A 12,364-nucleotide genomic window follows, 5' to 3' on the forward strand; every position below is an offset into this window, starting at 1 on the left:
AGCCGACACCGCCGCCGGGGGCCGTCAGAGCAGCGGCGCAAGGACGGCCGCACCGGCGGCACCGAGCTGTCAGGCCGGCGGATGGGGCCAAGCGTCAAACCGGCGACAGCAGCAGGCGGGCAGACCGGCGGAACCAACCGCCAAAGCGGCAACGGCACCGAGCGGGCAGACCAGCGAAGGAACCAAGCGTCAACCCGCGACGGCACCGAGGCGAACAGACCCGCGACACCGGGCGGGCAGACTGGCGGCGCCGGGCGTCAGACCGGCGGCGGCACTGGGCGGTCGGTGAAGGGGCCCACGTTGTAGGCGGCCAGCTGCCATCCGCGCGAGGCGTCGTGGCTGAGCTCGGCCCAGTGGCAATTCTGCAGCGCGCGCAGGGTGCGCAGCATCTCCGCCGGCCAGCCGAGCAGGTGGCCGATGCCCTGGCGGGCCGCGGCGCCGTGGGTGGCGGCGACGATTGTGCCGCCCTCGGGGGCCAGGCCGGCGGCCGCCTCCAGCCCCTCGGCGACCCGTTTGCCCAGGTCGTCGAGGGTTTCCACGTCGCCGCCGATGACGGTTTGGCCGGCTTTCCAGCGGGCGTGCTCGTCGGGGCGCTGCTCGGCGACCTCGGCCATGGTGAGCCCCTGCCACTTGCCGAAGTGGCGCTCGCGGAGGCGCTCGTCGGGGCGGACCGGGAGGCCGGTGAGGGCCGCCAGGGCCGCCGCGGTGTCGGCCGCGCGGCTGAGGTCGCTGGCGACGACGACGTCGGGGCGGAGCCGGACGAGCAGCTCGGCCGCGTCGACGGCCTGCTGGCGACCGAGGTCGTTGAGCGGAACGTCGGTCTGGCCCTGGACGCGACCGTCCCTGTTCCAGTCGGTGTTGCCGTGCCGCCAGACGATCAGGCGCGTGGTGGTCATGCCGCCCCGGAAGGCGCTGCGGCGCCGGACGCAGCGGCGTCCCGGTCGACGAACTCGATCGTCGGGCAGTCCTTCCACAGCTTGTCGAGGGCGTAGAACTCGCGCTCCTCGGTGTGCTGGATGTGGACCACGATGTCGACGTAGTCGAGGAGGACCCAGCGGCCCTGGCGCTCGCCCTCGCGGCGCACGGGCTTGGCCTTCTCCTCGAGGTTGAGCAGCGCCTCTTCGATGGCGTCGACGATCGCGACGACCTGGCGCTCGTTGGACGCCGACGCGATCACGAACGCGTCGGTGATGTAGAGCTGCTCGGCCACGTCGATGATGACGATGTCCTGAGCCTTCTTGTCCGCGGCAGCCTGCGCTGCCGTCAGCGCGAGCTCGCGGGCGCGGTCGGTGACGGGCACCGGTCTCCCCTCAGTCGGGTTCTCTGACGACCCGGCGACAGCGAATTGCCGAGTGCTACAAGCCTCTCACACGGGTCCGACAATCCCCGCAGCGCAAAAACGGCAAACAAGACATCACGCCCGATAAAGTTCCCGCTTCGCGATGTACTGCACCACACCATCGGGGACGAGGTACCAGACCGGCTGCCCCTTCGCGACCCGCGCGCGGCAGTCGCTGGACGAGATCGCCATCGCGGGCACCTCGACGAGCGTGGCCGTGTCCGCCGGCAGGTGCTCGTCGGTCAGCTGGTATCCGGGGCGCGTGACGCCGACGAAGTGCGCCAGCGACAGCATCTCCAGCGCGTCCTTCCACGAGAGGATCTTGCCGAGGGCGTCCGCGCCGGTGATGAAGTAGAGCTCCGCCTCGGGGCCGTACACCGCTCGCAGGTCCCGCAGGGTGTCGATCGTGTAGGTCGGGCCGTCCCGGTCGATGTCCGCCCTCGACACGTGGAAGCGGGGGTTCGACGCGGTGGCGATGACCGTCATGAGGTAGCGGTCCTCGGCGGGGCTGACCACGCCCTTCTGCCAGGGCTGCCCGGTGGGCACGAAGACGACCTCGTCCAGGTCGAAGCGCATCTGCACCTCGCTGGCGGCCACCAGGTGACCGTGGTGAATGGGATCGAAGGTCCCGCCCATGATGCCGATCCGGCGCCGTTCACGCATCGACGAATACTAGATCACGCCATCCCGGGCACCCGCCGGAAAGATCACCGGGGCGGCCGCAGGAAAAACCGCTGGGGCAGCGACCCGCCGCAAGATCATCATGCCCCGTCCAGCCGCCGCCGGACGGCCGCCAGCAGATCCTCCGCGGTGAAGGGCTTCTCGAGCAGGGCGATGCCCGGGTCGAGAGTGCCCTGCGAGGCGAGCACCGGCTGCGCGTACCCGGACATGAAGAGCACCCGCGTGTCCGGCCGCGCGTCCACCAGCCGCTCCGCCAGCTCGTTGCCCAGCATGCCCGGCATCACGACGTCGCTGACCAGCAGGTCGATCGAGCCCTCGTGCCGCGCGGCCAGCTCCAGCGCCTTCGGGCCGCCGTCAGCGGCCAGGACGTGATAACCCGCGCCCGACAGGATCCGGCCGGCGACGTCCCGCAGGGCCGTCTCGTCGTCCACGACGAGCAGCGTCTCCCCGTTCCCGGCGAGCCCGGACGGCGAACCCGGGACAGCCGCGGGCGACGACGCGGACGCCGACGAGTCCGCGGTCGGGAACAGGACGGTCACCGTGGTGCCCACCCCCGGCTCGGAGGCGATGCTCACTCCCCCGCCGGCCTGCGTGACCATGCCGTGCACCGAGGCCAGCCCCAGCCCGGTCGCCTCGTGGTTCGGCCGGGTCGTGAAGAACGGCTCGAACGCGCGCTCGATGACGTCGGGAGTCATGCCGCGCCCGGAGTCGCACACCCGCAGCCGTACGTACTCCCCGGGCGCCAGCTCCGGATGCTCGTCCGGTGCCAGGTGCGCCACCGCGGTGTCGATCACCAGGTTGCCGCCGGACGGCATCGCGTCGCGCGCGTTGGCGGTCAGGTTGACGAGGAGCTGTTCGAGCTGGCCGGGGTCGCAGCTGACCGACGGCAGGTTCGTGGCGGGCCGGACGATCAGCCGGACGTCGTCGCCGGCCGTGGCCCGCAGCTCCTCGGAGGCGGCCGCCACGGCCTCGTTGACGTCGAGCACCTGCGGCCGGGAGACATCCCGCCGCGCGAACTTGAGCAGCCGGTGCGTCAGCGCGGTCCCCCGCTCGCCCGCCTGCACGACCTGTTTGGCGTCGGCGGCGATGATCGACGCGTCGGGCTGCGGCGACTGCGCCTCCTCGATGACGAAGCCCGCATAGTTGACGATCACGCCGAGCAGGTTGTTGAAGTCGTGCGCCACACCGCCGGCGAGCTGGCCGAGGGCCTCGAGCCGGCGCTGCCGCTGGGCGTGGACCTCGGCGCGGAGCGCGACCCGCTCGCTCACGTCCCGGATGACCATCACGGCGTGGTCACCGACCGCGGCGAAGGACACCTCCGCGGGGAACTCCGAGCCGTCGCGCCGTTTCCCGCGCGTGGTGGAGCGCCCCGAGAGCACCATCTCGTCGACCGACCGCCCGAGCAGGTCGCTCCGGGCCCGGCCGAAGACCTCCAGCGCCCGGTCGCTGGCCAGCACGATCCGCCGGTCCTGGCCGAGCACCAGGACCGCATCCGGAACGGCCGCCAGCAGCCCACCGGTCAGCGCGTCGGACCACTCCACCGCTCACCCCCGTCAGAACGAGGCTAACCGGTCCTCCGACACAAAACGCCCAGAATGGTTCAACCTCGGGCCAGCAGCGCCCGTCGCACGTCGTCGTCGCCGTCGACCACGACCCGGCGCAGGATCGAGGAGGTCTTGTCGGAGGCCAGCAGCTCGGCCGCCAGCTCCCGGGTGCTCTCGGCCACCACCACCGACGGGTACGCCATCGTGGCGATCCGCTCCCCGCTCATCCCGCCCCGCCGCTCCAGCATGCCGGGCATCTCGGCGAAGTAGCGCGGCGCGTACGGGGCCACGAGCGAAAGGTGCTCGGGCTGCCAGAAGCCCTGCGCCGTCGCCTCGAGGATGCGGTTGGACGCCTCCGGGTCGTTGATGACGAAGTCCCAGGCCCGCGCCTTGGCCTCCGCCGTCGGGATTGCCGCGCGGCACCGGGCGGCCGCCTGCTCGCCGAACGGGCTGCGGTCCGCCTCGTACTGCGCGTCGATGTCCTCGGGGCCGGCCGCGCCCAGGATCGCCAGCCGGTAGACGATGAGCCAGCGCAGGTCGGTGTCGATCTCCAGGCCCTCGGGGACGTTCTCGCCGTTCAGCCAGCCCCGCAGCCGTACCGTGTCGGTCGTCGTGCCGATGAGGCCGCGCACCGCCGCCAGCCGGATCGAGCCGCCGGGGTCGGCCACCGCGATCAGCCGGTCGCACGCCTGCGCGAGCATTTCGAGCGCGGCGGGCCGGGTCTCCGGCGTCGGATAGCGGTCGACCAGGCTGCGCGTCATCCGCAGCACGTCCTCGACGATGACGACCTCGCGCTCGACCGGCAGCGCGGCGAGCACCAGCGTGACGAGCTCGGCGACCGGGCGCTCGGCGTCGATGACCGCGTCCAGCATCGAGCTCCACAGCACGGCGCGGGCCAGCGAGTCGTCGAGCAGCGGCAGCAGCTGCGGCACGGCCTCCGCGGACGCCGGGTCCAGCCGGACCTTGGCGTAGGTCAGATCGCCGTCGTTGACCAGCAGGAGGTCCGCCGCCGGCTCCCCGGCCAGCTCGGAGATCACGGTACGCCCCCCGTCCACATCCACCTCGACACGGCGCCGCAGCGTGACGGTCCCGTCCGTACCTCTGTCGTAGAGGCCGATGCCGAGCCGGTGCGGCCGCAGCGTCGGATAGGCGTCCGGTGCGGCCTGGACGAGGGCCACGTCGGCGTACGTTCCGTCGTCCGCGCGCGACACCTCGGCGCGCAGCGTGTTGACCTGGGCACTGCGCAGCCACACGTCCGCCCAGGCCCCGAGGTCGCGCCCGCTGGCCCGGGACACGGCAGCGAGCAGGTCGGCGAGGGTCGCGTTCCCGTACGCGTGCGCCGTGAAGTGCTCGTTCAGCCCGGCCAGGAACGCCTTGTCCCCCACGTACGCGACGAGCTGGCGCAGGACGGCGGCCCCCTTCGCGTACGAGATGCCGTCGAAGTTGAGCAGTGCCAGGTCGGTGTCGTCGACCTCCTCCGGGGCGACCGGATGCGTGGACGGCCGCTGGTCGGCGCGCAGCCCCCAGGCCTTGCGGTTCATGGCGAAGGTCGTCCACGTGCCGGTGTACTTCGTCGCCTCGGCGGTGATGCGCGTGCCCAGGTACTCGGCGAACGACTCGTTGAGCCACAGGTCGTCCCACCAGGCCATGGTGACCAGGTCGCCGAACCACTGGTGGGCCATCTCGTGGGCGATGACCATGGCCCGGCCCTCGAGCTCGCTCTCCGTGACCGCCGACCGGTAGATGAACTCGTCGCGGAAGACCACGATGCCCGGGTTCTCCATCGCGCCGAAGTTGAACTCCGACACGAACGCCTGGCCGTAGTGGCCGAACGGATAGCGGGTGTCGAAGATCTCGTGGTAGCGGTCGAGGCACTGCTTGGTGACCGTGAAGATGTCCTCGGCCTGCGCGTCCAGGTGCTCGGCGAGCGCCTGCCGGGCGTAGAGCGCCAGCGGGATGCCGTCGTGCTCGTCGGTGCACACGTGATAGGGCCCGGCGATCAACGACACGAAGTACGTCGCCAGCGGCTTGGTGGTCCCGAAGGTCCACTTCCCGGCGACCGGCTCGCCGTCGCGCTCGCCGTTGGCGGCCACGATCCAGTCGTCCGGCGCGGTGACCGACAGCGTCACGGGCGCCTTGAGGTCGGGCTGGTCGAAGCACGGGAAGATGCGGCGGGCGCCGTCGAGGAACATGTGCGCGTAGAGGTACGTACGCCCGTCCGCCGGGTCGACCGAGCGGTGCAGGCCCTCACCGGTGTTCGAGTAGCGCATCTCGCCCTCGACCACCAGCTCGTTCGTCGCGGCGAGGCCGGTCAGCGCGAGCCGTTCGCCGGCCAGGGCCGAGGGGTCGACGGGCGTCCCGTTGAGCGTGGCCGACAGCAGGCGCTCCGGCTCCAGCTCGACGAAGGTGGTGGCGCCCTCGGAGGCGTCGAAGGTGAGCACCGTGCGGGAGCGGAAGGTGTCGCCCCCGCCGGTGAGGTCCAGATCGACGGCGTACCCGGTGACAGTGACAGTGGCGGCTCGGGCGGTCGCCTCGGCGCGGGTCAGGCTCGGCATGCCGCCCATCATGCCGGGCGCGCCGGGCGCCGCCGCGACGCGACGCCCGCGTGGCGAGAAAGTCTCAGCCGGACGTCACTACCAGTGACTTCTCGAAGCAGACACTGTACGGATTGCCGACATATTCCCCGTACGCGGGAATGGTCTCGTAACCCGCCGATCGATAGAGCGCGAGCGCCGCCGGCAGATACGTGCCCGTCTCCAGGCGCAGCACCGGCCGCCCGTCGGCCAGCGCCTCCTCCTCCAGGGCGACGATCAGCTGCCGGCCGTAGCCGCGGTTACGGTAGGCCGGCCGGACATACATCCTCGTCAGCTCGGCGACCCGCGTCCCGAGCGGCCGCCACCCGGCACACGCCATGACCCGCCAGTCCTTGACACCCACCAGGTACGAGGTGTCGTCGTGCAGCGAGTACGCCGCGAACTCCCGGCCGGCCTCCCGCAGCTCCCGCTGCTGGGCGGTGAGCAGAGCAGCCAGCTCGGCATCGTCGGCGGGCCGGGACTCGATCAGCATGTCCGTGACTCTAAGTGGCGTCCATTTCCGGCGGGTTGCCGGAATCCCAACGGGAGCCCATCACTCCTCGTCGTCCTCGTCGTCCTCGACCAGCACCGGCTTGCTCGCCATGGACAGCGTGGTGACCGTGCCGTCGTCGCTCATGTGCAGCAGCTCGTCGTCGGAGCGGACCCGGCGGGCCTTGCGGGCGGCGAGACGCTGCGCCGCGGTCGCCCGGCCGGCCGGCTCCTCGAGCCGGATGTCCGTGCCGCGCGGGCCGGACACGTAGGCCCCGGCGTCGGGCTGCCAGTCGAACTCGTGGGTGCCGATGCGCACCGGGTCGCCGGGCTGGGCGCCCTTCTTGGCCAGCATCGCCTCGACGCCGAGCCGCTCGAGCCGGTCCGCGAGATAGCCGACGGCCTCGTCGTTGTCGAAGTTCGTCTGCTTGATCCAGCGCTCGACCTGGACGCCCCGGACGACCCAGACGCCCTCGTCGTCCCGCTCCATGGTGAAGCCCTTCTCGTCGACCGCGCGCGGGCGCACGATCGTCCGGCTGGGCTCGGCGGGCGGCGCGGCCAGCCGGTTGGCGGCCACGGCCTCGGCCAGCGCGTACGTCAGCTCCTTGAGCCCCTCGCGGGTGACCGCACTCACCTCGAACACCCGGAAGCCGCGGGCCTCCAGATCCGGCCGGACCATCTCGGCCAGGTCCCGCCCGTCCGGCACGTCGATCTTGTTGAGCGCGACCATCCGGGGCCGGTCCTCCAGCCCCCCGTACGCGGCGAGCTCCGCCTCGATCGCCTCCAGGTCGGCGATCGGGTCGCGCTCGATCTCCAGCGCCGCCGAGTCCAGGACATGCAGCAGTACGGACGTCCGCTCGATGTGCCGCAGGAACTCCAGCCCCAGCCCCTTGCCGGTGGCCGCGCCCGGGATCAGGCCGGGCACGTCGGCGACGGTGAACGTGTGCTCGCCCGCTTGGACCACGCCGAGGTTCGGCACCAGCGTGGTGAACGGGTAGTCCGCGATCTTCGGCTTCGCCGCGGAGATCACCGAGATCAGCGAGGACTTGCCGGCCGACGGGAAGCCGACCAGGCCGACGTCGGCGACGCTCTTCAGCTCCAGCACGACGTCCATCGCGTCGCCCGGCTCGCCCAGCTCCGCGAATCCGGGCACCTTGCGCCGGGTGTTGGCCAGCGACGCGTTGCCGCGCCCGCCCCGGCCCCCGCGGGCCACCTCGAACGTGGCGCCCTCGCCGATCAGGTCGGCCAGCACCTCGCCCTCGGGCGTCAGCACGACCGTGCCGTCCGGCACCTTGAGCACCAGGTCCTGGCCGTTGGCGCCGTCCCGGTTGGCGCCCGCGCCGCCGCCGCCGTTGGTCGCCTTGATGTGCGGGCGGAAGTGGAAGTCGAGCAGCGTGTGCTGCTGCGGGTCGACGACCAGGGTGATCCCGCCGCCGTGCCCGCCGTTACCCCCGTCGGGGCCGCCCAGCGGCTTGAATTTCTCCCGGCGCACGGACACGCAGCCATGGCCGCCGTCACCCGCCTGCAGGTGCAGCACAACCCGGTCGACGAACGTAGCCACCTGAAGAACTCCCCATCATGATCTGCGCGGCGCATTCTCAGAGGGGCCACGCTCCCCCGGGGGGACAACACCATTGTCCCGGAAAAAATGCCAGCGGGCCGCGAACCCCTTCAGGGTCCACGGCCCGCTGAGACGCTGCGCGTGCGGCGCCGGGCGTCGGCCTTACTCGGCCGCAGCCCCGACCGGCACGATGCTGACGGTCTTGCGACCGCGCGTGTGGCCGAAGAGCACGTTGCCCGCGGCGAGCGCGAACAGCGTGTCGTCGCTGCCCCGGCCGACCAGGTCGCCCGGGTGGAACTTCGTGCCGCGCTGCCGGATGATGATCTCGCCGGCCTTGACCAGCTGGCCACCGAACCGCTTCACCCCGAGCCGCTGGGCGGCGGAGTCACGGCCGTTACGCGAGCTGGAAGCACCCTTTTTGTGAGCCATGGCGGTTCGCCCCTACTTCCCGCTGGAGATGCCGGTCACCTTGACGCGGGTCAGCGGCTGGCGGTGCCCCTGGCGCTTGTGGTATCCGGTCTTGTTCTTGAACTTGTGGATCCGGATCTTCGGACCCTTGGTGTGCTCGGCGATCTCGCCGGACACCACAACGTTGGCAAGCTTGGCCGCGTCGGTCACCAGGTTGTCACCGTCGACGAGGAGGACCGCGGCGAGGCTCAGCGAGTCGCCGGGCACACCCGCGAGCTTCTCGACCTCGATCACGTCGCCCTCGGCAACCTTGTACTGCTTGCCGCCGGTCTTGACGATCGCGTACATGAGACGCGGACTCCCTGAGACTTACGCAGCGATGCCGCTGCTTGGCGGATGGAACGGGTCCCGGCGGGCTCATGGCGAAATCTCGCACAGAACCGGCTGCCTGGGACCGACGGCGCCTGAAAAAGCACCGCTGGACAGCTTACTTCATGACCGGGCCCGCACCCAAACCAGGGACAGCCCCGCCCGCGGCCGGACGAGAGCGCCCGGCCGACCTGGTCAAGGATACCCGACGCTCAATCCGTGCCACACGCCTCGGCCAGGTCGTCCTGCAGGGCCGCCAGCTTGTCGGCGTCGAGCTTGCGGACGTCGCCCTTGAGCGCCGCGACCTGCTTGCCCATCCCGGACAGCACCTTCTTGAGCTGCGGGTCGCCGGCCAGCGAGGCCATGTCGACCAGCGCGTCCGAGTAGTTCTGCACGTCGCGGCTGGTCTTCTCCTTGGCCTGCGCGGCCGAGGCGGCGTCCTTGGCGGACTCGGCGTCGATCAGCAGCTGGAGGTCGGCCACGAAAGTCTTGCCCGCCTCCGTGCCGACCCGGGCCGCCTGGTCGCAGATCGCCTTCGAGTCGTCGGCGAGAGCCTTGTCACCACTGCCGGCGGCCGTCCCGGCGGAGGACCCGGCGGCCGCGGGGGACGTGGCGGCGGCAGCCGGCGCTCCGGCGGCGGGCGAGACGCCTGCCCCCGGGGAGACGCCGGCGCCGGGCGCGGACGCCGACGGGGACGAATCGGCGCCGGAACAGGCGCTCAGCAGGACGGCACTGGTCAGGGCGGCAGCGCACAACAGACGTCGCATGACGGTCTCCTCGCGGATCGGGGGTCCCACGGCCCGGTGCGGCATGGGGGATGCACCGGGGAGGGGTGTCGCGAGGATAGCGGAGATCGATCACGCAAGATGGCCCGGGCGGCCCCAGCAGGGAGAACCTGCCGGAACCGCCCGGGCCGTCGAGACTCGCGCCTACCTACGGACGGGTACGCCGCCGGGAGCCGCTGCGGCGTGACCGGCGCCGGCCACCCGTCCCGGCGCCCACCGGCTCGTCGTCGTCCTCGTCGTCGTCGCCGGCGGCGTCCGGGTCGTCGGCGCCGGTCAGCTGCAGCGGCTCGGTGTCGGACTCGGGCTCGGCGTCCGCCTCCGGGTACGAGCTGCCGTAGCGCGACAGGTCGTACCCGCTGATGTCGTAGTCGTCGCCGGAGTCGTCGTTGCTGGTCAGCCGCGGCGCCGGGGAGATGATGCCGGACCCCGCCGCGTTGCCGGCCCCGGAACCGATGACCCCCGACCCGATGACGCCCGACCCGGTGCTTCCCGCGCCGATGGCGCCCGAGCCGATGACGCCCGACGTCTGCGGGGCCGGCGGCAGACCGGCGACCTCCGCGGCCGGGTCCTCCGAGGTCACGTCCGAGGACGGCGCCCCCGGAGCGGCGACCGGCTCGGGTGTGACCACGACCTCGGACGGCACCGGCACCGGCATCTCGCCGAAGGCCTCGACCGGCTCGGCCAGCGCCTGGACCCCGGCCGGCTCGGCGGAGCCGCCACGGCGCCGGCGGGACTTGCCGGAGCTCTGCGGGGCGGGTGCGGTGGGCGCCGAGGCGGCCGCGGCCACGGCCTTGACCTGGCTCGCGGCACCGTTGCCGTTGCCGTTGCCGTTCGAGCGCTTCTCCGGCACGGGCTCGGCGTGGATCAGCACGCCGCGGCCCTTGCAGTGGTCGCAGGTCTCGCTGAAGGCCTCGAGCAGCCCCGAGCCGATCCGCTTGCGGGTCATCTGCACGAGCCCGAGCGAGGTGATCTCGGTGACCTGGTGCTTGGTCCGGTCCCGGCCCAGGCACTCGGTCAGGCGGCGCAGCACCAGCTCGCGGTTGCTCTCCAGCACCATGTCGATGAAGTCGATCACCACGATGCCGCCGAGGTCGCGCAGCCGCAGCTGGCGCACGATCTCCTCGGCCGCCTCGAGGTTGTTGCGGGTGACCGTCTCCTCGAGGTTGCCGCCCGCGCCGGTGTACTTGCCGGTGTTGACGTCGACGACCGTCATCGCCTCGGTGCGGTCGATCACCAGGTGGCCGCCGGAGGGCAGGAACACCTTGCGGTCGAGCGCCTTGAGGATCTGCTCGTCGATGCGCTTGTCGGCGAAGACGTCCGCGGTGCCGACATGCCGGTGCAGCCGCTCGACCAGGTCCGGCGAGACCGACTGCAGATAGTTCTCGATCTCCGAGTACGCCTGCTCGCCCTGCACGACCAGCTCGCGGAAGTCCTCGTTGAAGAGGTCCCGGACGACCCGGATGACCAGGTCCGGCTCCTCGGAGAGGGCGACCGGCGCGTGGCCCTGGGCCGCCTTCGCCTGGATGTCCTCCCACTGGGCCTGCAGCCGCTTGACGTCGCGGGCGAGCTCGTCCTCGCTGGCGCCCTCGGCGGCGGTGCGCACGATCACGCCGGCGCCGTCGGGGACGAGCTTCTTGAGGACGTCGCGCAGCCGCTTGCGCTCGGTGTCGGGCAGCTTGCGGCTGATCCCGGAGGCGTTGCCGTTGGGCACGTAGACCAGGTGCCGGCCGGAGAGCGCGATGTGGCTGCTCAGCCGGGCGCCCTTGTGCCCGATCGGGTCCTTGGTGACCTGCACGAGCACGGAGTCGCCGGAGCGCAGCGCCTGCTCGATCGAGCGGGAGCGCCCCTCGAGCCCGGTCGCGTCCCAGTTGACCTCGCCCGCGTAGAGCACGGCGTTGCGGCCGCGGCCCACGTCGACGAACGCGGCCTCCATGCTCGGCAGCACGTTCTGCACCTTGCCGAGGTAGACGTTGCCGACCATCGTGCCGGAGGTGGTCCGGGACACGTAGTGCTCGACCAGGATGCCGTCCTCGAGCACGGCGATCTGCAGCCGGTCCGGCTTCTGCCGCACGACCATGACCCGGTCGACCGCCTCGCGGCGGGCCAGGAACTCCGACTCGCTCAGGATCGGCGGGCGGGTGCGGCGCTGCTCGCGGCCGTCCCGGCGGCGCTGGCGCTTGGCCTCGAGCCGGGTCGAGCCGGAGACGCCCTGCACCTCGTCGCTGCGGCGCGGCTCGCGCACCCGCACGACGGTGTGCACGCCGTCCTCGACGCCGCCGGCCTCGGTGTCCCCCGAGCCCTTGCGACGGCGGCGGCGCCGGCGCCGGGTGACCCCGTCGCCCTCGTCGCTTTCGCTGTCGTCGGCCTCGGCGTCCGCGCTCTCGTCGGCCTCCGCCTCGGCCTCGGCCTCGGCGGCCTCGTCGCCCTCGTCGGCGGGACCCTTGCCGCGGCCCCGGCCCCGGCGGCCGCGACGCCGGCGGCGACGGCCACCAGCCTCGTCGTCCTCGTCCTCGTCGACGCCGTCCTCGACGTCGTCCGACGTCTCGTCGGCCTCCTCCAGCACCGGCTCGGCGGTCTCCACCGGCTCGGCGACGGCGGCCTCGTCGGCCTCCGCG

11 protein-coding genes are annotated in these 12,364 nt (G+C 72.2%); all 11 read right to left on the reverse strand.

Going from position 1 to position 12,364, the window contains the following annotated elements; genetic code table 11:
• Window positions 1-257 precede the first annotated feature (257 nt).
• A complete protein-coding gene (locus tag RBH18_RS26395) occupies window positions 258-896 on the reverse strand; it encodes a histidine phosphatase family protein (RefSeq protein WP_306212440.1) in 639 nt (212 codons plus the stop codon).
• A complete protein-coding gene (rsfS, locus tag RBH18_RS26400) occupies window positions 893-1,300 on the reverse strand; it encodes a ribosome silencing factor (protein ID WP_306212442.1) in 408 nt (135 codons plus the stop codon). Before rsfS ends, RBH18_RS26395 begins: the two co-directional genes overlap by 4 nt.
• Window positions 1,301-1,414: 114 nt before the next feature.
• A complete protein-coding gene (nadD, locus tag RBH18_RS26405; protein WP_306212444.1) occupies window positions 1,415-2,002 on the reverse strand; it encodes a nicotinate-nucleotide adenylyltransferase in 588 nt (195 codons plus the stop codon).
• 98 nt (window positions 2,003-2,100) lie between these two features.
• Window positions 2,101-3,561, reverse strand: a complete 1,461-nt coding sequence (locus RBH18_RS26410) for an ATP-binding protein (protein ID WP_306212446.1) — start codon at window positions 3,559-3,561, stop codon at window positions 2,101-2,103.
• 59 nt (window positions 3,562-3,620) lie between these two features.
• The gene (pepN, locus tag RBH18_RS26415) at window positions 3,621-6,119 is read right to left on the reverse strand and encodes an aminopeptidase N (protein ID WP_306212448.1); all 2,499 of its coding nucleotides are present in this window, start codon (window positions 6,117-6,119) and stop codon (window positions 3,621-3,623) included.
• A 64-nt stretch (window positions 6,120-6,183) separates the two neighbouring features.
• The gene (locus tag RBH18_RS26420; RefSeq protein WP_306212450.1) at window positions 6,184-6,630 is read right to left on the reverse strand and encodes a GNAT family N-acetyltransferase; all 447 of its coding nucleotides are present in this window, start codon (window positions 6,628-6,630) and stop codon (window positions 6,184-6,186) included.
• 60 nt (window positions 6,631-6,690) lie between these two features.
• Window positions 6,691-8,187, reverse strand: a complete 1,497-nt coding sequence (gene obgE, locus RBH18_RS26425; RefSeq protein WP_306212452.1) for a GTPase ObgE — start codon at window positions 8,185-8,187, stop codon at window positions 6,691-6,693.
• 162 nt (window positions 8,188-8,349) lie between these two features.
• Window positions 8,350-8,616, reverse strand: coding sequence for a 50S ribosomal protein L27 (gene rpmA, locus RBH18_RS26430; protein WP_306212454.1), 267 nt, complete (start codon window positions 8,614-8,616; stop codon window positions 8,350-8,352).
• Between the two features lie 12 nt (window positions 8,617-8,628).
• The gene (gene rplU / locus RBH18_RS26435; protein ID WP_305788835.1) at window positions 8,629-8,943 is read right to left on the reverse strand and encodes a 50S ribosomal protein L21; all 315 of its coding nucleotides are present in this window, start codon (window positions 8,941-8,943) and stop codon (window positions 8,629-8,631) included.
• Between the two features lie 233 nt (window positions 8,944-9,176).
• Entirely contained in the window at window positions 9,177-9,731 is a 555-nt protein-coding gene (locus RBH18_RS26440; protein ID WP_306212457.1) for a hypothetical protein, read from the reverse strand.
• A gap of 166 nt (window positions 9,732-9,897) precedes the next feature.
• The coding region (locus RBH18_RS26445; RefSeq protein WP_306212459.1) for an Rne/Rng family ribonuclease at window positions 9,898-12,364 on the reverse strand (2,467 nt) is incomplete at its 5' end.

This window comes from Actinoplanes oryzae (assembly GCF_030757795.1).
Taxonomy (GTDB): domain Bacteria; phylum Actinomycetota; class Actinomycetes; order Mycobacteriales; family Micromonosporaceae; genus Actinoplanes.

Coding starts and splice junctions, on each gene's coding strand:
- RBH18_RS26395 (WP_306212440.1), bottom strand. CDS start 896: ATGACCACCACGCGCCTGATCGTCTGGCGGCACGGCAACACCGACTGG.
- nadD (WP_306212444.1), bottom strand. CDS start 2,002: ATGCGTGAACGGCGCCGGATCGGCATCATGGGCGGGACCTTCGATCCC.
- pepN (WP_306212448.1), bottom strand. CDS start 6,119: ATGCCGAGCCTGACCCGCGCCGAGGCGACCGCCCGAGCCGCCACTGTC.
- RBH18_RS26420 (WP_306212450.1), bottom strand. CDS start 6,630: ATGCTGATCGAGTCCCGGCCCGCCGACGATGCCGAGCTGGCTGCTCTG.
- rpmA (WP_306212454.1), bottom strand. CDS start 8,616: ATGGCTCACAAAAAGGGTGCTTCCAGCTCGCGTAACGGCCGTGACTCC.
- rplU (WP_305788835.1), bottom strand. CDS start 8,943: ATGTACGCGATCGTCAAGACCGGCGGCAAGCAGTACAAGGTTGCCGAG.
- RBH18_RS26440 (WP_306212457.1), bottom strand. CDS start 9,731: ATGCGACGTCTGTTGTGCGCTGCCGCCCTGACCAGTGCCGTCCTGCTG.